10 protein-coding genes and 3 pseudogenes are annotated in these 21,531 nt (G+C 73.3%); 9 read left to right on the top strand and 4 right to left on the bottom strand.

The genetic code is table 11. From position 1 onward, the window contains the following. Positions 1 to 203: 203 nt before the first annotated feature. Positions 204 to 499 (top strand): annotated as a pseudogene (locus AB0M03_RS14510) (IS3 family transposase); the annotation flags it as partial. A 40-nt stretch (positions 500 to 539) separates the two neighbouring features. Beyond that, positions 540 to 847: pseudogene (locus AB0M03_RS14505) on the top strand (transposase); the annotation flags it as partial. Between the two features lie 144 nt (positions 848 to 991). On the opposite strand, the gene AB0M03_RS14500 reads toward AB0M03_RS14505, so the two are convergent. Beyond that, positions 992 to 4,138: an EAL domain-containing protein gene (locus AB0M03_RS14500; RefSeq protein ID WP_363491781.1), complete on the bottom strand. Its 3,147-nt coding sequence runs from the start codon at positions 4,136 to 4,138 to the stop codon at positions 992 to 994. A 957-nt stretch (positions 4,139 to 5,095) separates the two neighbouring features. After that, positions 5,096 to 5,347, bottom strand: a pseudogene (locus AB0M03_RS14495) (site-specific integrase); the annotation flags it as partial. A gap of 427 nt (positions 5,348 to 5,774) precedes the next feature. Here AB0M03_RS14495 and AB0M03_RS14490 point away from each other — a divergent pair. The 6 genes from AB0M03_RS14490 (at position 5,775) to AB0M03_RS14465 (ending at position 18,626) form a co-directional block, all read left to right on the top strand. Then, positions 5,775 to 8,051 carry an ATP-dependent RecD-like DNA helicase gene (locus AB0M03_RS14490; RefSeq protein ID WP_363491779.1) on the top strand — a complete coding sequence of 759 codons (2,277 nt, stop codon included), beginning with the start codon at positions 5,775 to 5,777 and terminating at the stop codon, positions 8,049 to 8,051. 229 nt (positions 8,052 to 8,280) lie between these two features. After that, positions 8,281 to 11,895, top strand: a complete 3,615-nt coding sequence (locus AB0M03_RS14485) for a DUF4132 domain-containing protein (RefSeq protein ID WP_363491777.1) — start codon at positions 8,281 to 8,283, stop codon at positions 11,893 to 11,895. After that, complete coding sequence (locus tag AB0M03_RS14480; RefSeq protein ID WP_363491775.1) at positions 11,892 to 12,980, top strand: AAA family ATPase; 1,089 nt, start codon at positions 11,892 to 11,894, stop codon at positions 12,978 to 12,980. Before AB0M03_RS14485 ends, AB0M03_RS14480 begins: the two co-directional genes overlap by 4 nt. Then, positions 12,980 to 15,412 (top strand): DUF5682 family protein, encoded by a 2,433-nt coding sequence (locus tag AB0M03_RS14475; RefSeq protein WP_363491773.1) that lies wholly within the window; start codon positions 12,980 to 12,982, stop codon positions 15,410 to 15,412. The genes AB0M03_RS14480 and AB0M03_RS14475 overlap by 1 nt, the downstream gene beginning before the upstream one ends. Then, positions 15,409 to 16,602 (top strand): VWA domain-containing protein, encoded by a 1,194-nt coding sequence (locus AB0M03_RS14470; RefSeq protein ID WP_363491771.1) that lies wholly within the window; start codon positions 15,409 to 15,411, stop codon positions 16,600 to 16,602. Before AB0M03_RS14475 ends, AB0M03_RS14470 begins: the two co-directional genes overlap by 4 nt. Continuing rightward, a complete protein-coding gene (locus AB0M03_RS14465) occupies positions 16,599 to 18,626 on the top strand; it encodes a hypothetical protein (protein ID WP_363491769.1) in 2,028 nt (675 codons plus the stop codon). The genes AB0M03_RS14470 and AB0M03_RS14465 overlap by 4 nt, the downstream gene beginning before the upstream one ends. Positions 18,627 to 18,889: 263 nt before the next feature. Here AB0M03_RS14465 and AB0M03_RS14460 read toward each other — a convergent pair whose 3' ends face one another. Next, a complete protein-coding gene (locus AB0M03_RS14460) occupies positions 18,890 to 19,582 on the bottom strand; it encodes a TetR/AcrR family transcriptional regulator C-terminal domain-containing protein (RefSeq protein ID WP_363491767.1) in 693 nt (230 codons plus the stop codon). A 53-nt stretch (positions 19,583 to 19,635) separates the two neighbouring features. Between AB0M03_RS14460 and AB0M03_RS14455 the strand changes: the two genes are divergently transcribed. Continuing rightward, complete coding sequence (locus tag AB0M03_RS14455) at positions 19,636 to 20,754, top strand: NAD(P)/FAD-dependent oxidoreductase (RefSeq protein ID WP_363491765.1); 1,119 nt, start codon at positions 19,636 to 19,638, stop codon at positions 20,752 to 20,754. Between the two features lie 367 nt (positions 20,755 to 21,121). Here AB0M03_RS14455 and AB0M03_RS14450 read toward each other — a convergent pair whose 3' ends face one another. Continuing rightward, positions 21,122 to 21,349, bottom strand: coding sequence for a hypothetical protein (locus AB0M03_RS14450; RefSeq protein WP_363491763.1), 228 nt, complete (start codon positions 21,347 to 21,349; stop codon positions 21,122 to 21,124). Between the last annotated feature and the right edge of the window lie 182 nt (positions 21,350 to 21,531).

Genomic DNA, 21,531 nt, shown 5'->3' with positions numbered 1-21,531 from the left:
CCGGTGGCCGTCTTACGTTCTCAGGCGACACCCGCTACCGGGACGAAACCCCCGGAACGGGTGGAACCCGTACACCACTTCCCTGGACGCAACCCTCAACAGCCGGCCCCGCAAGAGCCTCGGCTGGAAGACACCCGCCGAAGCCCTCAACGAGCACCTACTATCGATCCAACAAGCCGGTGTTGCAACGACCGGTTGAATCTGCCCAATACGGCTCGGCCGAGTTCGCGAGACTCTGCCGGCGCCACGGCGTCCGGCGGAGCATGGGAAGGTCGGCTCCAGCCACGACAACGCCGCCGCGGAGAGCTTCTTCGCCTCGCTGAAGCGCGAGTTGATGCACGGCGCGCGCTGGGCCAGCCGGCATCAGGCGCGGCTGGACGTGTTCCGCTGGATCTCCTTCTACAACCTCCGCTGCCGCCACTCCACGCTCGGCTACCTCAGCCCGATCCAGTTCGAACATCAGACAGCGGCGTCCCGTAGGATCACCCTCGCCGCATGAAACTCCGGTGTCCACGTCCCGGGGGAAGGCTCACTTCGTCTCCCCGGACGCCCTCGCGGCGTTCGCCGGTGTCGCCCCGGCGTCACGCGATTCGGGAAAGGTCAGCGGCAACCTGCATCGGCCGGCCCTCTACCATCGCCGGCTCCAACGCGTCTTCTACACCTCGGCGTTGGTGAGCATCCGCTGTGATCCGAACTCACGAGCGTTCTACGACCGCAAGCGCGCGGAAGGCAAGCGGCACGTCCAGGCGGTGATGGCCCTGGCCCGCCGACGGTCAACGTCCTGTGGGCGCTGGTCCGTGACCGGCGGTGCTACCAGGTCGCACCGCCGGTCACCGAAGCCGCTTGACAACGACTGTGAGTCTGTTGGCGTCGAGGAAGGCCGCGAGGGCGGAGCGGAACGGCTGTGGTCGGGCCCGAGCCGCCGACCCCGGAGGGCCGGCGGCTGCAGGGCGAGCGGCGTCCGCCCGGGCCCCGAGCCGCCGACGCCACCTCAGCCGACCCGCAGCTGGCGAGCCGGGGCCCGCTCGAGGGCCGGGGTCAGGATCAGGGCCTCCGCCTGGTCGGACGGGAGCGGCCGGGAGAACAGGAAGCCCTGGCCGAGCGGGCAGCCCATGGAGATCAGCAGCTCCTGCTGGGTCGCGTTCTCCACGCCTTCGGCGATCACATTGACACCAAGGGTGTCCGCCAGATGGGCGATCCCCTCCACCAGGGCGTACTGCTGCGGGGAACGCCCGAGCTTGTCGATGAACGACTTGTCGATCTTGAGTATCGAGATCGGGAACTCGCGCAGGTAGCTCAACGATGAGTATCCGGTTCCGAAGTCGTCGATCGCGATGCGGATACCGAGGTCGGTCAGATCCCGCATCACGGTCCGGATGCGGTCGTCGTGCCTCATCAGGACGGTCTCCGTCAGTTCGAGGATCAGGCTGGACGGCTCGATGCCGGACAGCTCCAGCGTGTGGTGCACCGTGTCGAGGAAGCCGTCGTCCCGGAACTGCCGCGGTGAGACGTTGACGCTCACGTACGGCGCGCTGGACCGCGCGTCGGGACGCCACCGCCCCGGCAGCTGCCGCCAGCGGACCTCCTCGGCCGCCGCCTGACCGAGCACCCAGGCACCCAGGGGGACGATCTGGCCGCTCTCCTCCGCCAGGGTGATGAACTGTTCCGGGAGCACCATGCCTCGCGACGAGTGCGGCCAGCGGACCAGCGCCTCGAACCCGGCGATCTCCCCGGTGGCGAGTTCCACAATGGGCTGGTACAGGACCACGAACGACGTTTCGACCGGCGAACTGTCGAGGCTCTCCTGAAGCTGGTGCCGCTCGGCCATACCGCTCTGGAGGACGGGCTGGTACCCGCGCCACTGGCGCTTGCCGGCCGTCTTCGCGGCGTACAGGGCCAGGTCGGCATGGGTCAGGAGTTCGACCGAGTCGATGCTGTCCTCGGTGGTGGCGATGCCCACGCTCGCGTAGACGCTCACCGGCCCGACGCTGAGGCGGAACGGTTCCGCGAACACACTGATCACATGGTCGGCGAAGGTCTCGACGTCCCTGGGCGTTACCGAGTCCTGCACCAGCAGGGCGAACTCGTCGCCGCCGATGCGGGCCGCGGTGTCGGACGCCCGGACGGTCGACGACAGCCGCAGCGCGACGGCGACCAGTAACTCGTCGCCCACACTGTGCCCCTGGATGTCGTTCACGACCTTGAAGTCGTCGATGTCGACGAAGAGCACGCCGACCACGGTGCCTTCGCGATGGCTCTGGGTCAGCGCATGGGAGACCCGGTCCTGGAACAGCACGCGGTTCGCGAGGCCGGTGAGCGAGTCGTGGAAAGCCTGGTGGGTGAGCTCGCGTTCGAGCGAACGCTGCTCGGTGACGTCCCGGAGGGTGAGCACCAGGCCACCGACCGTCGCCTCGGTCCGCAGGTCACTGCATCTGACCTCGACCTCGATGACCGCGTGGTCGACGCGCGTCATCCGCCAGTGGTCACGCCTGCCCTGGAAGTCGCGGATCCGCATCTGCGCAAGGGTGTGGACCACCGGGCCGGTGTCCTGTGGAGCGATCAGGTCCGTCAGCCGGACTCCCTCCAGCGAGGGATGGCCAAGGACCTGGTCGGCCGACGGGCTGGCGTACCGAATCCTGTCGTCGTCGTCGAGGATCAGGATGACGTCGGATGCGTTCTGCACCAGGGTCCGGAAGTAGGCCTCGCTCTTGCGCCGGTCGACCTCTTCGCTGAGGGCGATCCGTTCGATCGCGAGGGCGGCCTGGGCCGTCAGCGTGACCAGCGCTTCCTGCAGGACGATGAGGTGCTGCTCGTCCCCGGCCACGATCAGCGCCCCGGTGCCGGGGTCCGCGGAGCCGTCCGGCGCGGCCTGGGCCTCCGGGCGGTCCGGCAGGGCCAGCGGGCAGACCATGGCGCTGGGTGCCTCGCCGAGTTCCGCGGCGAGGTCCTGCTGCAGGCCGGCACGGCTCACCAGACGGGCCTCGCCGCTCCGCGTCAGGTCCTGCACGACCCGGGCGGTCTCCGGGGACGACGCGCGGCGCGCCCCGTCGTCGGTGCGGATCAGCCACAGGACGTCGCCGTCCCTGATGGCAAGCAGTGCGCTGTGGCTCGGGTCGTCCGGCAGCAGCGAGGCGACGACGGTCCGGACCGCGGCGGCCGTGTCCCGGATGTCGGTCGCGGACCCCAGCGAGGCCACGGCGATGCGCAGGACACGCTCCCGGCCGACGGCCTGCCGATGGCCTGCCGCGACGCCCGCCAGCCGGTAGAGCACCAGCGCGAAGAGGACGGCCGAGAAGGCTCCGATCACGCCGACGTTCGTGGTCACTCCGCGTGCAGCCTGCAGCAGGAGCATGGCCGGCGCGATCAGCGAGGCGAGCGTGAGCAGGCCCAGGCGGCCGCGCGCGGTGTCGGCGCGCCACCGGACGGGTTGGGTCAGCGTGACCATGGAGGGGTGGATGGCGGCGGCGCCCCAGGCTCCGTAGAACACCGCCCAGCCCAGCTCCACCGCCGTCCCGGTGTGCCAGGTCCCGTGCAGGAGGATGAGGACGTACAGGACGTCGGAGGTGAGCAGACCGACCGTACCCACGGTGAGCAGCACCAGCGCCGGGCTCTTGCCACCGCGGGGGGCGAGCAGGCGCAGCAGCATCGCCAGCACGAGGATGTCCCCGAGCGGGTAGGCGACGGAGATCGCCTTCTGGAGCCAGGTGAGACCGGCGACATGGGTGTAGGGGACGATCAGGTAGATCCAGGACAGCAGGGCCAGGCCGGCCGTCAGGGTCAGCGCGTCGATGAAACTGGCCCGGTCGCGCCCGGCCGAACGCCAGCGGACGAATCCCAGGAGCCCCATCGCGTACAGCCCGTACGTCGCGAGGTAGAAGACGTCGGCGGCTGACGGGAACGGGTTGTCCTCGTGCAGGAACTGGATGGACACGATCTGAATCGCCTCGCCCGCCGCGAAACTGAGGTTCGCGGCGGCGAGCACCAGCCAGGGCGACCGATGGGACGGACGGTTGACGAAGACGCCCACCAGCATGCCGATGACACCGGTCAGTCCGATTCCGACGAAGATCAGCCGCTGCGCGGAGAACGCGTAGTAGAGGGCCGTGAGCAGGACCACCAACACACCGAAGCCGGTCATCAAGGGGATCCAGCGCCGTTGGGTATTCAAACCCGGTCACCTCGCGCAAAGGAGGTTCCGAGACCCGCGCGGGGACTCGGCACCAGGGAGTCGGTAAGCGGAGGAAGCCGCTTCGGTAGGGAGAGCAGGGACCCCTCGAGCTCCGCCTTCGAGGCTCCTCGGGGCCGGACTTTTCGACATAAATCCGGTCTCAGTATACCCAGTTCACAGAATTCATACGTACACGGATGGTAGTCGCCGCCCCCGGTGCGGACAGCCACCGGCGAGCAGGCCGTCGTGACGCAGTGTCATGTCGGCTCCCGGCCGGGCCGGACCCGCTGCCGCGACGGGCCATGACCCGAACGGACCCGGCCATCAATGCCCCCTACGAGCCGGCGGAGGCCGCCGTCTCCGGCCCGTGGCCGTGCGTCGGCATGCGGGCCGCGGCAACCGTCATCCGGGAACCCTGACGGACCGTGGCCGCGCACCGTCCGTGGCGGGTGACGAAGCGTCCGATCCCGCACCCCGCCCCGCTGCCCTCCTCGTCGCCGGACGGCGCAACAGAGCGTAGGGCGACAGGGCCCGTAGTGGTAGCAAAGCGTCAACGGTGCAGAGGCCCGCGACACGGCCGGTGCACGGCCCCGGCCGCTCTCCGCGTCAACCGCCCCGCCGTGTCGTGTCGCACGCCCTACGGCCCGCTCCTAGCATGAACCTGAGACCGCCTGCTCTCCCCGTGCCGGAAGTGGCGGGACGAGAGCCGAACGGCGCCCGTCCGGGGCCGGAACCCTCGCTCGAACCGAAGGCCACAACGTCTGCGGCTCACAACGTCTGTGGCGCATTCACTCCGCCGGGGGCGCCCCGAGGAGGGATGACGGCAGCCTCCTCGCTCATCGCCCCCGAGCGGCCAACAGGCAGCCACGCGTCCTGGACACGAACGGCCCGCCCCCGCGATCCACCCTGCTGGGCGGCGGCGGTTCAGCGGCGGACGTTCTCCGGTCTTCTTGTGCCGGGACTTCGCCATCAGCATCAGCAGCGAGGCGCCCTGCTCGCCGAGGTGGGTCAGGGCAGAGTGGCGTACTCGTGCAGGTCCCAGCCCGTTCCCAGGCCGCGCAGGGCGGTGTGCTCGTCCAGCGGCGCGCGGGCCTGCCCGTAAGAGAGCCGGGCCAGCCCGGTGTCCGGGCACACGTCGCGAGAGCTGACGACCTTGCCCGGACCCGGGCGGCGGTGGGAAGCGACCGGCATGACCGAGGACCGGGTCGAGGAGATCGGGGATTCGGCCGTGCACCCGGCCCCGACGCTGCTGCAGCGGCCCGGGCCCCGGGTCCGGCGGCGAACCGGTCCGTCCCCAGATGTGGAAATGTAGACGAAGCCGAGGCAGGCCAGGTGGACGGGCACCGCCGGGAGGAGGGTAGGCCTGGACGCGGGCATCGGCCCGACGCCCCTGCTTTGCCCGCCGCCCGAGCCGCCCCGCACGAGTACGACTGCTCAGCCCGGCGGCCGCCCCGGACAGGGACGGCAGGACATGTCGTTGCCCAGTGCAAGGCTCAGGCGACCGGGGGTGGTCGGCCGGCGGTCGCGGGCCGGTGCCCGGTATTCCCGGCTTTTCGGCCCCGGCTGCGCGGGTAGGCCGGGTCGAGAGCGCACGATGGGTGGGAACATGGCAGAGCAGCAGCTGGAGACGGTGGACGGCATCGTCGAGCGGGTCCTGTACGTCGGCAGCGGCGGCTTCACAGCCCTGCGCCTGGGTCTGGAGAACGGCGGGACGCTGACCGCCAAGGGCGAGGCGCTGCTGGGGGTACAGCCCGGGGAGACGCTGCAGCTGACCGGTCGCCGAGGCCGGCACCAGGCGTACGGGGAGGAGTTCCACGCCGCCGAGTGCCGCTACATCGAGCCGGCCACCCTGCACGCGATCCGCAAGTACCTGGCCTCCGGGCTCGTGCGGGGCATCGGGCCGAAACTGGCGGACGCGATCGTGGACACCTTCGAGCTGGACACGCTGCAGGTCATCGACACGACGCCGGAGCGGCTGCAGGAGGTGCACCTGATCGGCCCGGCCCGGTACGCCGAGATCGTCGCCGCGTGGCAGGTCCATCAGGAGATCCGGCAGCTGATGGTGCTGCTGCAGGGCGCCGGAATCTCCCCCACCCACGCGCCTCGGATCGCCCACCACTTCCGCACCGTCCGGCGAGAGGCCCACGACGTCGCGGACGTCCTGGACATCGTGCAGGAGCACCCCTACCGACTCACCGAGGTCTACGGGATCGGCTTCGTCACCGCCGACAGACTCGCCCTGTGGCTCGGCCTGCCGGAGCGCAGCCCCGAACGGCTGCGCGCGGCCCTGCTGCACGCGTTGGAGACGGCGGCGGTCCGCGACGGCCAGTGTTTCCTGTTCGAACGCCAGCTCCTTCACCGCACCCTGCAGAACCTCCGCGACGAGACGCTCGCCGAGCTGCTGCCCGACCAGCTCGGCGCGCTGGTCGCCTCCAGCGGCGTCCTGGTGCAGGACGTCCCCAGGGACGGACGGCTCCAGGCCGCGGTGTTCACCCCGCGCATGCACGCTGCGGAGACCTCCGTCGCCGCCCGGATCGCCCGCCTGCGCAACGCCACGACCCGCCTGGCGTCGATGGGATCGTGGCGCGGCGGCGGTCCGCTGCCTGCCTTCGACAGTGCCGTGGAGCTCGCCCCGGCGCAGGAGGCGGCGGCGCGGATGGCCCTCACCGAGCCGGTGTCGGTGCTGACCGGCGGGCCGGGCTGCGGCAAGTCGTTCACCGTGAAGTCGATCGTCGACCTCGTGGAGGCGGCCGGTGGCCGGGTGGGGCTCGCGGCGCCGACCGGCCGCGCGGCCAAGCGCCTGCAGGAACTGACCGGCCGGCCGGCCACCACCGTGCACCGCATGATCGGCAAGCCCCGCGACGACGCCGGGCCGCTGAACCTCTTCGATGCCTGGGACCCGCTGGAGGCCGACCTGATCGTCGTCGACGAGGCGTCCATGCTCGACCTGCCCCTGCTCGACCGGCTCCTCGGCAAGCTCACCCCGGGCGTGCACCTGCTGCTGGTCGGAGACGTCCACCAGCTCCCCAGCGTCGGCCCCGGCCAGGTCCTGCGCGACCTCCTCGCCGTCGAAGCCGTCCCTCGCACCGAACTCGACGAAGTCTTCCGCCAGAGTGCGGACAGCGCCATCACCACCAACGCCGCCCGGATCCGGCACGGACGGCCGGTGCGCAACGGCGGCGACTTCTGGTTCCTCCCCGTCCCCGACACGCAGATCCCGGCCACCGTGGTGGACCTCGTCACCCGCCGCCTGCCCGCCAAGTACGGCGTCAGCGCGGACGAGGTGCAGGTCCTCGCCCCGAGCACCAAGGGCCCGGCCGGCACCCAGGAGCTCGCCGCGGCCATCCAGGCCGAAGTCAACCCGCACCACGACGGCCGGGCACAGCACTGGGGCGACGGCCGGCCGTTCCGTCTGAACGACCGCGTCATCGCGGTGCGCAACGACCTGCGCAAGGGCGTCCTCAACGGCTCCACCGGCCGCGTCAGCGCCATCGACGACAAGGACCGCCACATCCACGTCACCCTCGACGACGACGGCAGCAAGGTCTTGTACGCCTTCGAAGAGCTCGACGAACTCCTCCACGCCTACGCCGTCACCGTCCACCGCGCCCAAGGCAGCGAGTACCCGCACGTCGTCGTCCCCCTCACCAGGACCGGCCCCTCCTACCTGCTGCTGCGCCGCAACCTCCTCTACACCGCCGTCACCCGCGCGAGGCAGATGCTCGTTCTCGTCGGCGACCCCGAGGCGCTGGAGACGGCGATCAAACAGCCCGCGACCCCCCGCAACTCCTCCCTCGCCGTCCGGCTGCACGAGGCCCTCACCGGCATCGCGGTTCTCCCCGAACCGGCCCGCAGTTACGGCACCCGGACGACCCTGTGCTGAGGCAGCCGCCGGCTGCCTCTCGATGAAGGCCTGCGCCCTGCTGAACCCCGGCGGCGCATTCGCCGAGGGCGGCGCCGGTCCCCGACGCCTGTGAGGGGTTCCGGCTCCGTGTCCGGCCGTGGGCCGACCGCGCTGCGCGGGCTGTCCGACCTGGTCGCTAGGGTTTCGCCCACTGATCACCGGTGGGCCGCTGCACCCGGTGCACGACCACGGTTCGGAGGAGAAGGCTGTGCGGCGCTGGGAGCTCGTCGGTGACGGTTCTGCGAAGTTCTGGGAGGCTGCGGTCGAGGGTGCCTCGGTGCAGGTGCGCTACGGCCGGATCGGTTCGGAGGGCCGCCTCCAGGTGAAGGCGCTGGGCTCCGCGGAGGCGGCCGAGGCGCACTTCGCCAAGCTGGTGGCGGAGAAGCAGCGCAAGGGGTACGCCGAGACGACGGCCGCCGCGGCCCCGGCCCCCGCCCGCGAGCCCGAGGCCGAGGCCGAGGCCGAGCCCGTCGGGCTGCCGGACGAGGACGCGTTCGTGCTGCCCCGCGCATGGCGGCGGATGGTCCAGCCGCGCCGCGGCAACAGCGCGGCACGGGCCGTGGGGAAGCCCGGGCCGGACGCCGTCCGCCGCTGCGGGGACCGGCTTGCGGCCCAGTCCGACCGGATCGGGCAGTTCCTGGCCGCCCCTGCCAGTGACCCGGCGCTGGTCCGCGCCGCGTACGCCTACCTGGCCGGGGAGGCCGATCCGCTCGGGGCCGCTGCCGTGGCGAGCATGGTGCCGCCCGTGTGGTCGTCCGGCGGCTGGCAGGGGTCGGACTTCGCCGACACCTGGGTGGTGCAGCACGGCCCGGCGTTCGCCGCCCGCGCGGCGCTGGAGGTCTTCGAGGTCACCACCGACTGGGACCACCACGGGTCCGGCCGGACGGACACGGCGCTGCGCTTCCTCCGCCCGGCGGAGTACATCCACCCGTACCTCGTGTCCTCACTGCTGGACCGGGTGAGGGCGCTGCTCACCGTCGCGGAGGAGGCCGAATACGAGCAGGCCGTCGCGGCGCTCGCGGAGTGCCGCACCACGCCGCGGCGCCGCCTCGCCGCGGCCTACCTGGCGCCGGGCACACCGGGGTGGGCGGACGACTGCATCGCCGACGAGTCCGGCCACGGCGCGAACGCGCCCATGATGCGGTCACTGCTGCTCCGTCTGCTCGACGATCCCGCGCAGGTCGGCCGGCTCGACCCGGCCGTACGGATCTGGCACGGCTGGTCCGTGGCACTCATCGCCACGCTCGCCGACAGCGTCGGGACGGCCTGCGTGCCCCTGCTCGGCGATGCGATCGACAGCGCCTACCGCTCCGACGCGATACGCACCGTCGCCTCGGCCGTGGCGCAGTTCCCGAGCGACGACGCCTTCCGCCTGCTGCTCGCCCGCATGGACGACCGGCACATCCGCCAGGCCCTGCAGGAGGCCATGCAGCGGTTCCCCGTCCGGGCGGCCCGGCTGCTCGCCGCGGCGGCGCTCAAGGACGGCAAGAACGCCCCGGCCGCCCGACAGCTCCTCAACAACCATGTGACGGCGCACCCGGCCCTGCTGCCCGAGCTGCTGCCCCGGCTCGACACCGCGGCCGCGGAGCTGGTCCGCACACTGGACGGCGCCCGCCCGCGGATCGCCGAGGCGGCGCCGGAGGCGCTGCCGGCGCTGCTGGTCTCCCCGCCGTGGACGCGCGGGCGTACGCCCACCGAGCCGCGTGTGCTGGAAGGACTGCAGCCGGACGACACGGCGGAGCTGATCTGGCTCGACGGCGAGCAGGAGCGCTGGTCCGCGACGGAGTTCACCGGCTGGCAGTACCCGGAGTCGACGGACTGGGCCGCGGAGGCGGACAAGGTCCTCGGGAAGCGCGGCAGCCTCTGGTACGCCTGCCGCCTGCTGGTGCAGGGCCCCGCCGAGGTGCTCGCCCCCCGGGTCGAGGACTGGCGGCCCCCGGACACATGGCGCGGCTACGAGGCGCTGCGCCCGATCCTCGCCCGGTACGGCACCGCGGCGCTCGGCGCGGCACTGACGGTCGCCGAGGCCCAGCCGGCGAACGTCGCTCCGCTGCTGCTGCCGATCCTCGACGTCCGCGCCGCCCGGCTGATGGCCGACGCCCTGGTCCGGCTCAAGTCCGCCCAGCCGACCGCCCGTTCCTGGTTCGCCCGGCACGGGGTGGCCGCGGCCGTGCTGCTGGTGCCGGACGCGGTCGGCCCCGTCGGGCCCGCCCGCAGGGCCGCCGAGCAGGGGCTGCGCCAGGTCGCGGCCGGCCAGGGCACCGACGCCGTCCTGGCCGCCGTCGCCGCCCGGTACGGCGAGGAGGCGGCGGAGATCGTCTCCGAGGCACTGGCCGCGGATCCGCTGGAGAACGCCCTACCGGCCCGGATGCCGGTGCTGCCCGGCTGGGTGCAGCCCGCCGTGCTGCCGCAGCTGCTGCTCACCTCGGGCGAGGCGCTGCCGGCGGATGCCGTCCGGCACGTGCTGATGATGCTGGCCCTGTCGAAGCCCGGCGCCCCGTACCCGGGGCTCGCCGTGGCGGTCGAGGCCTGCCGCGCCGACTCGCTGGCGGCGTTCGCCTGGGCGCTGTTCGAGGAGTGGCGGCAGGCCGGCATGCCCGCCAAGGAGAGCTGGACCCTGCACGCCCTCGGGCCCCTCGGGGACGACGAGACCGTCCGCCGGCTCACCCCGATCGTGCGGGACTGGCCGGGCCAGAGCGCCCACCACCGCGCGGTGGAGGGACTCGACGTCCTCGCCGGGATCGGCAGCGACATCGCCCTGCTGCACCTGCACGGCATCGCCCAGCGGGTGAAGTTCAAGGCGCTCAGGACCCGCGCCGAGAACAAGATCGCCGAGGTGGCCAAGGGCCTGGGCCTCACCGGAGAACAGCTCTCGGACCGCCTCGTCCCCGACCTCGGCCTCGACGCCGACGGCACCACGGTGGTCGACTACGGCCCGCGCCGCTTCACCGTCGGCTTCGACGAGCAGCTGCGCCCCTTCGTACTGGACGGCGCCGGCAAACGCCGCAAGGACCTGCCCGCCCCCGGCGTCAAGGACGACCAGGAGCTCGCCCCGGCCGAGCGCAAGCGTTTCGCCGCGCTGAAGAAGGACGTCCGCACCATCGCCTCCGACCAGATCCGCCGGCTGGAGGCGGCCATGGTCGCCGGGCGCAGCTGGTCCGCGGCCGAGTTCCGTGAGCTGTTCGTCGGGCACCCGCTGGTCTGGCACCTCGTACGACGCCTGGTCTGGCTCGCCGACGGCACCGACGGCGCGGGCACCACGACGACGACCGCCTTCCGGGTCGCCGAGGACCGCACCTTCGCCGACGCCGAGGACGACGCGTTCACCCTCGCCGACGACGCGACCGTCCGCGTCGCCCACCCGCTGCACCTGGGCGAGGCCGTGGCCACGTGGTCGGAGCTCTTCGCCGACTACGAGATCCTCCAGCCGTTCCCGCAGCTCGGCCGACCGGTGCACCGGCTGCCGCCGGAGGAGGAGGCCGCCAACCGCCTGGTGCGCTTCGAGGGCCGCAAGGTGCCGGTGGGCCGCCTGCTCGGCCTGACCAAGCGGGGCTGGCAGCGCGGCACACCGGAGGACAACGGCATCGAGCGCTGGTTCTCCAAGCGGCTCGACGACGGCTGCCACCTGGTCATCCAGCTCGACGAGGGCATCGCGGTCGGCATGCTCGACCTCTTCCCCGACCAGGTCTTCGAGACGGTCTGGCTGGACACGGCACCGGGCGACTACTGGTCCAGCCGCGACTACCCGCTGCGCTTCGGCGGCCTGGACGCGGTCACCGCCTCCGAGCTGCTCGCCGACCTGGAAGAGGTGACCGCGAAGTGAGCGCCGACGTCCGGGAGGCCGCACTCCAGCGGCCGCCCGCCGAGATCAGGTACGCGGACGAACTGGCGGCCCTGCGGGCCGCGGACGACGGCCCGCGCCCGCCCGGCTGGCAGTTGAGCCTGCGGGCCGCCCGCCGGTTCGTCGTCGGCGACGAGGAGGCCGGGATCGGCCGCAAGTTCGTCGGCAACGCCGCACTGGTCGAACGGGCGCTGGTCACGCTGGCCACCAACCGCGGACTGATGCTCGTCGGCGAACCGGGCACGGCCAAGTCCCTGCTGTCGGAGCTGATCGCAGCCGCGGTCAGCGGCACGTCGACGCTCACCGTGCAGGGCGGCGCGGCCACCACCGAGGACCAGATCAAGTACTCGTGGAACTACGCGCTGCTCGTCTCCGAAGGGCCCTCGCAGCGCTCCCTGGTGCCGGCGCCGATGCTGCGCGGCATGGCCGAGGGTCGGCTCGTCCGTTTCGAGGAGATCACCCGCTGCCCGCTCGAGGTGCAGGACTGCTTGCTCTCCCTGCTCTCCGAACGGGTCATGGCCGTACCGGAGTTGGACGGGCCGGAGGGGATGGTGTTCGCCCGCGCCGGGTTCAACGTGATCGCCACCGCCAACACCCGGGACCGCGGAGTCAACGAGATGAGCGCGGCCCTCAAACGCCGCTTCAACTTCGAGACGGTCTTCCCCGTTGCCGACTTCGACACCGAACTCGCCCTGGTCGAGGCCGAGGTGGGCGCGCTGCTGCGCCGCTCCGGCGTCGAGGCGCCGCCCGACCGCGACGTGCTGGAAGTGCTCGTCGGGACGTTCCGCGAACTGCGCGTCCCGCAGACCTCCGGCGAGCGGCTCTCCGCGGTGATGAGCACCGCGGAGGCCGTGTCGGTGGCGCACGCGGTCGGCGTACGCGGCTGGTTCCTGCGCGGCGAGCCCGGCAACGCCGCGGACGTGGTCACCTGCCTCGCCGGAACCGCGGCCAAGGACAGCCCGGAGGACCTCGCCCGGCTGCGCCGCTTCCTGGAGCAGCAGGCCGGGCGCCGTCCCGGCGCGGCCTGGCAGGACCTCTACCGGGCCCGACACCTGCTGGCCGGCTGATGCCCGCGGAACACCCCGGCCGCACGCCCGCGAAGCAGCACCCGGACGGAGCGGTCTTCGTCGGCGTGCGCCACCACTCGCCGGCCTGCGCACGGCTGGTGGCCGACCTCGTCGAGACCCTCCGCCCGGCCCACGTGCTGGTGGAGGGCCCGGCCGACATGAACCCCCGGCTGGACGAGCTGCTGCTCGGCCACGAGCTGCCGGTCGCCGTGTTCAGCCACTACCGCGACGAACGGCGCACCGCGACGTCCTGGACACCGCTGTGCGACTACTCACCGGAGTGGGTCGCGCTGACCCGCGGCCGCGCGGCCGGCGCGCAGGTGCACTTCATCGACCTGCCGGCCTGGCACCCGGCCTTCACCGAACGGGCCGAACCGCTCGCCAACCGCTTCGCCGACGCCGAGAGCCGGTACGCCGAGGCCACCCGGCGCCTCTGCCGGCGCTTCGACACCGACTCCGTGGACGCCCTGTGGGACCGGATCGTCGAAGTCGCGCCGCCCGAGGGCCTGCAGGAGCGGCTCGACGCCTACTTCGACCTGGTCCGCGGGGACACCCGGGCCGAACCGGGCGACCGGGCACGGGAGGAGTACATGGCCCGCTGGGTCCGCGCCGCACTCGCCCGGGCCGGCGGAAGGCCGGTCCTGGTGGTCACCGGCGGCTTCCACACACCCGCGCTGCGCACGCTGGCCTGCGCCGGCGGGCCTTTCGGGGAGGAGGAGTGGCCGGCCGTCCCCCGGCCGCCGGCCGGTGCGCTGGGCGGCAGCTTCCTGGTGCCGTACTCCTTCCGCCAGCTCGACGCCTTCGGCGGCTACCAGTCCGGCATGCCCTCTCCCGGCTACTACCAACTGCTGTGGGAACGTGGGCCCGCCGCGGCCGCGGACGGCCTGCTGGAACAGATCGTCGGACGGCTGCGCGGCCGGCGCATCGGCGTCTCCACGGCAGACCTGATCGCCGCCCGGAGCCTCGCCGCGGGCCTCGCCGCGATGCGCGGCCACCCGGTGCAGGCCCGTACCGACGTGCTCGACGGCCTCGCGGGCGCACTGATCAGCGAGGCCCTGGAGCAGCCGCTGCCGTGGAGCGGGCGCGGCACGCTCGCCCCCGGCACCGATCCCGCCGTGGTCGAGATGCTGGCCGCGAGCACCGGCGACCGGGTCGGCCGGCTGCACCCGGCCACGCCCGCCCCGCCCCTGGTGCACGACGTGGCCGCGCAACTCGCGTACTGCGGCGTGGAGTCCGGCCGTGCGGCGGCCGCCGACCTGACCGACCCGGACGGCCTGGCGCGCAGCCGGGTGCTGCACCGGCTGCGGGTGCTCGGCATTCCGGGCCACGTCCGCGAGTCCGGCCCCACCGCCGGGTCGGACCCGGTCTTCACCGAACGCTGGGAGCCGGCCGCGGCGCATGGGCGCGAGGCGGCGCTGATCGAGGCGGGCGCCCACGGCGCACGGCTGGACGAGGCCGCCGCCGTCGCCCTCTCCGAACGGGCGCGCGCCGTGGCCGCGGCCGGCGGCTCACCGGGCGCGGAGGCGGGCACCCTCTCCGCGGTGCTCTTCGACGCCGTGCTGTGCGGGGCGGACACGCTCTCCGCAGAACTGCTCGGCACGCTCTCCGCCCGGATCGCCACGATCGCCGAACTCGGCCCGGCGGGCGAGGTGCTGACCACCGCACTGCACCTGTGGCGGCACGACCGGATCTACGGCACCGCGGGCAGCCCGCTGCTCGCCGGGCTCGTCGACGAGGCGGTCGGCCGCGTCCTGTGGCTCGCCGAAGGACTCCACGGCGGCAGCGGCGTCGACCCCGGCCGGCTGCAGGCACTGGCCGCCGCCCGGGACGCGCTCCGCCACGCCGAGGCCGTACTGACCCTCCCCCGCGCGGCCGCGGCCGACACCGCCCGCCGGATCGCGGCCGACGCCGCCGCACCCGCCGACCTCCGCGGCGCCGCACTCGGACTGCGCCGCTCCCTCGGCTGCGGCGGCGGCGAGGCCGCGGGCCGGGCACGCGCCCTCGCGGCGACGGACCCGCAGGAGCTCGGCGACTGGCTGGCCGGCCTGTTCGCCCTCGCCCGCGACGAGATCACCGGCCTCGGCGGCACGGTCGACGGCGACCCGCCGGCAGCCACCCTGCTCGACACCCTCGACGAGATCGTCACCGCCATGACCGGCGACGACTTCCTCACCGGCCTGCCCGCCCTGCGGCAGGCCTTCGCCTGGTTCCCGCCGCGCGAACGCGAACGGATCGCCGAACGCCTGCTGGAGCGGCGCAACCGCCGCGGCTCGGCCCGCTCGCTGCTGCGCACCTCGGCCGACCCGCTGGACCTGGCCCGCGCGCGGGCCCTGGAGGAGAACGTGATCCGACTGCTCGACAGGTCCGGCCTGCGCAACGGCCCCGGTGTTCGCGACGGTTCCGCTCCGCGCGCCGGGCAGGCGCAGCGATGACCGGCACCGGGCACGGGGCCGCGGCCGGCGCGGGGACGGGCGGGGCCGTCGGCCCGACCGCCGACGAGGGGCTGGAGCGCTGGCGGCTGATCCTCGGCGCGCCCGCCGAACGCGCCACCGGCCCGCTCGGCCGGGACGCCGCCGCACGGGACGCGGCGCTCGAATGGCTCTACGGCCGCGACGCCGACCTGGAGCGGCGCGGCGTCCGGAGCGGCCCGTCCGGCACGCGGACCGGCGGCGACGGCCCCTCCCGGGTCACCGCCGTCGACTGGCTGGACGACGTCCACCGGCTCTTCCCCAAGGAGACCGTCGAACGGCTGGAGCGGGACGCCGTGGAACGGTACGGGATCGACGAGATCGTCACCGACCCCGACGTGCTCGCCCGGGTCGAGCCCAGCGCCACCCTGCTGCGCGCCGTCCTGCGCACCAAGCACCTGATGAACCCCGAGGTGCTCGCCATGGCCCGGCGCATCGTCGAGGCGGTGGTCCGCGATCTGATGGACCGGCTCCGCCCCGAGCTGCGCCGCGCCTTCACCGGCGCCCGGTCGCGCCGCCCCAGCCGCCTGCCGTCGGCCCGCGACTTCGACTTCCGGGCCACCATCAGGGCCAACCTGGCGCACTACCTGCCGGAGCAGCGCCGGGTGCTGATCGAGCGTCCGCACTTCCACTCGCGGACCCGGCGGCACCTGGAGCAGTGGCAACTGATCCTGCTCGTCGACCAGTCGGGCTCGATGGTCGACTCGGTGATCCACTCCGCCGTCACCGCCGCCTGCCTGTGGAGCCTGCCCGGCCTGCGCACCCACCTGATCGCCTTCGACACCGCGGTGGTCGACCTGACCTCGGAGGTCGCCGACCCGGTCGAGCTGCTGATGGGAGTCCAGCTCGGCGGCGGAACCGACATCGCCCGCGCCGTCGACCACGCGGCCGCGCTGGTCGACAACCCGCGCCGCAGCATCGTGGCGGTGGTCTCCGACTTCTACGAGGGCGGCGACCCGTACCGGCTGGTCCGCACCGTCCGGGGCCTGGTCGCACAGGGCACGACCGTCCTCGCCCTGGCCGCACTCGACGAGGAGGCCGACCCGGTCTACGACCGCGAGCTCGCGGGGAGGCTCGCCGAGGCCGGCGCCCACGTGGGCGCGATGACACCGGGCCGGCTCGCCGAGTTCGTCGCCGAGAAGGTGGGCCGGTGACCGCCGACGCCACCCTCGCGGGCGCACCGCCGCGGGAGGACCTGCTCGCCCTCACCGCGGACACGCTCGCCGCACTCGCCAACCGCGGCCTGGTCAAGCGCGCCGCCAAGGACCTGGACGCCGGGGCCGGGCCCCGGGTCGAACTCGCGGCCGACGGCGGCGTCCTCGGTACCTTCCCGGACGGCAGCCGCACCCGTCTCCCGGCCGGAGCCGGCCCGGACGCCGCCGAGTGCAGCTGCGCCGCGGCCGGCACCTGCCGGCACCGGATCGGGCTGGTGCTGGCCTACCAACAGGCCCACCGGGAAGCCGTTCAGGAGGAGGAGGCGGCCGGCCCGCCCTTCGCCGACTGGTCACCGGGCGGGTTCGACGACGCCCGGCTCGAGGCCGGACTCGGCGGGCCCGCCCTCGCCGCCGCCCGCCGTGTCCTCGCCCGCGGCTACACGGCGACCGTGCATCCCGCCCGCGAGGCGCAGCCCGTCCCCTGGGTCGAACTGGCGACCTGCACCGTGCGCTTCCCCGTCCCGCACGAGCTCGGCTACGCCCTGACCGACGCCGCCGCGGCGCAGCGCGGGGAGACCGTCGCCCTCGCGGTCTGGGCCTTCCGCACGGCCGACGCGGACGGCGGAGAGACCCTTGCGGCGGGCCGCCGGGTGTCGGTCGGCGGCCCCGCCCCCGCCGGGCCCGGCCGCGACACCGACCCCTCCGGCCTCGACGAGGCCCTGGCCCTCGCCGACGAGCTGCTGCTGGACGGCGTCGCCCACACCACGCCCGTGTTCGCCGCACAGCTGGACCGCACCGGCGCAGCCCTGTCCCGGGCCGCGCTGCACTGGCCCGCGGCGGTCCTCACCGACCTGCGCGGCCAGGTCGACTCCTACGCGGCACGCGACACCCGGTACGAGGCGGCGCAGGTCGCCGCTCTGGTCGCCGAACTCCACGCCCGGCACCGGGCCGGGGCACTCGACCGGCCCGGCGTGCTCGGCACCCAGGAGCCGGCCGAGACCCCGCTGCGCCGCGTCCGGCTGGTCGCGCTCGGCTGCCGGATCTCCGGCCGGACACCGGCCGAACGCTCGGCCGAGCTGTACCTCGCCCAGCCGGACACCGGGATCGCCCTGGTGCTGCGCAAGCGCTGGGACCTGGCGGACGGCCAGTCCCTCACCGGCGCCGACCTGGCCGCCCGGCGCCTGCTCGGCTCCCCGCTGCGGGCCCTGGCCGGGGCCAACATCGTCAGCGAGTCCATCTCCCGCAGCCCCGGCCGGACGGTCGCCATCGGCCGCGGACGGGTGGCCGCCACGAGCGTCACCCCGGTCGGCTCCGCCTGGGCCGACCTGCCCGGGACGCTCCTCGTCCGCGACATCGCCGCACACCTGGGCGACCGGGACGACCGGCCGCCACGGCTGATCCGGCCGCGGGTGGAGGCCGACACCGCCCGCGTGCTGGCGGTCTCCTCCGTCGGCCCCGTCGGCTACGACGCCGCCCGGCAGCGGCTGGAGGCGGTCATCCACGACCCGTCCGGCGGGAGCGCACTCGTCCTTGCCCACCACGACCCGGTCTGCCCGGGGCGGCTGGACGCCCTCGCCGACGCGCTCGGCGGCGGGCGGGTCCGCTTCGTCAGCGGCCTGCTGCGGCGGGAGGGCGGCCGCCCGGTGCTCGACCCGCTCGCCGTCCTCACCGCTGACGGGCTCGTCCTCCCCGACCTGGCGGCCGACACCGGCACCCGCGCCCTCGCGCCCGCCGGCGTTCGCACCGCGGACCCGATCACCCGCGCCCTGGAGTCCGCCTTCTCCGCCCTCGCCGATCTCGTCCAGACGGGCCTGCGGGGGTGCGGCCGCACCGGCCACGACCGCCTCACCTCGGCCGCCGCGGACCTGCACCGCACCGGCCTGCACACCGCCGCCGGACTGGTCCGGACCGTCGCCACCACCCTCGGCACCGACACCCCGGCCGCAGCCGTCACCCCGTGGACGGACGCAGCCGTCCACCTCCTCGTCGCCCTCGACCTCCACCGGGAGACGGCCACGCCGTGACGGGCGCTCCTTGCGGGCCACCCGGTCAGTACGTGCCGGTGACGTAGCGGGCGGAGGCGCCCTGGAGGTACAGCTCCAGGATGTCGCCTTTACCGACTCTCGATGTGTGCGGGTGGACTCTGAACTGAGGCGATGTGTCGCGTAGATGTCCGTGACGGTTTTGAGCCGCACATCAAAGCAGCGGCTTTGCACGTCGACGGGTCGCTCACCAACGGTTGATCCGGGCGACCCCAACCTCGCTCACATTCGGCAGGGGCCGAGCGTCACGCCGACGGCCGGGTGAGTTTGGTGGCCACGGCGTCGAGGACCCAGTCCAGGCCGGTTGCGAAGGATGTATCGGCGTCCACGTCCGTGCCGTCGTACACGACCTTGGCCAGCGCCGGGAAGCGGCCCGTGGCCAACATTCTCGTCACATGCGGGCCGCGGGTGCGCTGCCAGTCGTGCTTGGACAGGCCCGTGGCGCGCTCGGCCCGCAGGTTCGCGATCTCGCGCCTGATCGCGCCGATGAAGTAGGCGCTGACAGTCTCCACGGCGCGCAGGACGGTGTCGACATCGGCGAGGCCGTCGAGGGTGGCCAGCGTGGCCTCGGTCACGGCGAGGCCGTTCGGACCCAGGGCCGGGCGACCGCCGAGCAGGTCGGCCAGCCATTCGTGACGGAGAGCGGCCTGCCTGGTGCGCTGGGCGAGGACGCGCAACGCCTCCCGCCAGTCACCTGGCTGCTCCTCGGGGAGAATCTCGGCGTACACCTCGTCCACCATGAGGTCGAACAACTCCTCCTTGGTGGAGATGTATCGGTACAGCCTCATAGGACCGGCATCCAGGCGCGCGGCGACCTTGCGCAACGACACTGCCTCCAGCCCGCCCTCGTCGGCCAGCGCGATGGCGGCGGCGACGATCCGCTCCCGGTCGAGCGGCACGGGTTGAGTCGGCGGCTCCGGCCGGTCCCACACAGTCATAGTGACATCGTACCGTTGCGATGTATCGTAATGAGCCAATACAGTGTATCGACATGAGACATCGCATCGCAGTGGTCGGGAGCGGCCCTGCCGGCCTTACCTTCGCCCGTGTCCTGCAACGCCATGACCACCCCGTCACCGTCTTCGAACGCGATCCCGCCCCCGACGCACGCCCCCCGGGCGGCACGCTGGACCTGCACGAGGGGATGGGCCAGCTCGCACTGGACAAGGCGGGGCTGCTGGCCGAGTTCCAGGCGCTGTCCCGTCCCGAGGGGCAGGCCATGCGCATCCTGGACACGGCCGGGACCGTCCTGCGTGACTGGCGACCCCGCCCGGATGACCGAGCGAATCCCGAGATCGACCGTGGGCAACTCCGTGACCTGCTGCTCGGCCCTCTCGACGTCCGGTGGGGGCAGGGCGTGACGCAGGTGGTGCCGGGAACCCGGGACGGTGCACTGGTCCACTTCGCGGACGGGCGACAGGAGACGTTCGACCTCGTGGTCGGCGCGGACGGCGCCTGGTCCCGGACCCGCCCGGCAGTCTCGCCGGTGACGCCGCACTACACCGGCGTCACCTATGTCGAGACCTCCCTCGACGACGTCGACGCCCGTCACCCCGACCTCGCACGGTTGATCGGCGACGGTTCCGTGGCTGTGTACGGCGTGAACCGCGCCCTCGTCGCCCAGCGCAACGGCGGCGGCCACGTCAAGGTGTACGCCCAGTTCCGCGCGCCGCTGGACTGGCACACGAACCTGGACCTGGCCGACGTCGAGGCCGTGCGATCGAGCCTGCTGGCTCTGTTTGACGGCTGGGCCGCTCCCGTCCTCGACCTCCTCCGCCACGGCATCGCGTTCGTCCACCGCCCCCTCTACGTCCTGCCCGTGTCCCACACCTGGACCCACGTCCCCGGGGTGACGCTACTGGGCGACGCCGCCCACCTGATGCCCCCGTTGGGGGCGGGCGCGAACCTCGCGATGCTGGAAGGCGCCGAACTCGCCGAGGCCATCACTACCTGCCCTGGAGATCTGGACGAGGCCGTCCGCGCCTTCGAGGAACAGATGTGGGCACGGGCCGGCAGGTGGGCGAAAATCACGACGGCCGGTCTGGAACGCCTCGTGAGCCCGGACCCCACAGAAGCCCTCGCCCTCTTCGACCAAGTCCAGCCATCCTGACTGCCAAGCGCAAGAGCACCGGCACCGGCTCGCCACGGCTTCACGGGTCAGTACGGCACCGCGCCGGTCCGGTCCTGGGTACGTCCGGAGGGCCGCCAGCTCCCCGGGGTGGGCGGCCTTGAGGCGGTTCGGGTACGACCGGACGTTGTCCACGCTCTCGTGCCCGGTGAGGGCCCGCTCCATGACGTTGCGGAAGAAGGCGCAGAAGACCCCGATGAAGGCCGGCCCCGCCCGGTCGAGGTCGTCCTGGACCTGCCCGGCCCGCTTGCCTTCGACGAGGATGCCGTGCAGCGCCCGGTGTGCGGCCCTGGCCGCGTCCCAGCCCTGCTCGTCGTCGTTCGTTCCCATGGTTCCTTCGTTCCTTTCGTCAGCGGCGGCAGGAGGCCGCGAGGGCCAGCAGGACGACGGCGACGACCACGAGCCGGAGGCAGCCGAGGCCTCCCCCGGGGTCCTTCCGGTCGACCTCCACGTGGCCGCCGGGCGGGATGCCGGGGTGCTTGCGGCGGTAGTGCTCGACCTGCTGCCGCTCGCCCTCGGACTCGCCGAGCCAGGCCGTCCTGAATCCGCACTCGCCGCACCAGTAGCGGTAGGCCATGTCCTCTCCTCACGGGTTGCCCGACGGAACGCGCCGCCCGGCAAGATCCGTGAGACACGCCCCGGCACCGATGCTGCTGTTCACCCTGGTCGGAGCACAGGCCATGGCACCGGCCATATATGACCGACCGTCAGGGTAGGCTCGTCCGCGGTTCGGCCTACCCGGGAGTAGTAGAGGGAGTG

The organism is Kitasatospora sp. NPDC051914 (assembly GCF_040680995.1).
Taxonomy (GTDB): Bacteria; Actinomycetota; Actinomycetes; order Streptomycetales; family Streptomycetaceae; genus Kitasatospora.
This window is presented reverse-complemented; position numbering and strand designations above follow the sequence as displayed.

What these genes read in the sequence shown, in the direction of transcription:
- AB0M03_RS14500 (WP_363491781.1), bottom strand. Translation starts at nt 4,138, where the DNA reads ATGACCGGCTTCGGTGTGTTGGTGGTCCTGCTCACGGCCCTCTACTAC.
- AB0M03_RS14490 (WP_363491779.1), top strand. Translation starts at nt 5,775, where the DNA reads ATGGCAGAGCAGCAGCTGGAGACGGTGGACGGCATCGTCGAGCGGGTC.
- AB0M03_RS14475 (WP_363491773.1), top strand. Translation starts at nt 12,980, where the DNA reads ATGCCCGCGGAACACCCCGGCCGCACGCCCGCGAAGCAGCACCCGGAC.
- AB0M03_RS14470 (WP_363491771.1), top strand. Translation starts at nt 15,409, where the DNA reads ATGACCGGCACCGGGCACGGGGCCGCGGCCGGCGCGGGGACGGGCGGG.
- AB0M03_RS14460 (WP_363491767.1), bottom strand. Translation starts at nt 19,582, where the DNA reads ATGACTGTGTGGGACCGGCCGGAGCCGCCGACTCAACCCGTGCCGCTC.
- AB0M03_RS14455 (WP_363491765.1), top strand. Translation starts at nt 19,636, where the DNA reads ATGAGACATCGCATCGCAGTGGTCGGGAGCGGCCCTGCCGGCCTTACC.
- AB0M03_RS14450 (WP_363491763.1), bottom strand. Translation starts at nt 21,349, where the DNA reads ATGGCCTACCGCTACTGGTGCGGCGAGTGCGGATTCAGGACGGCCTGG.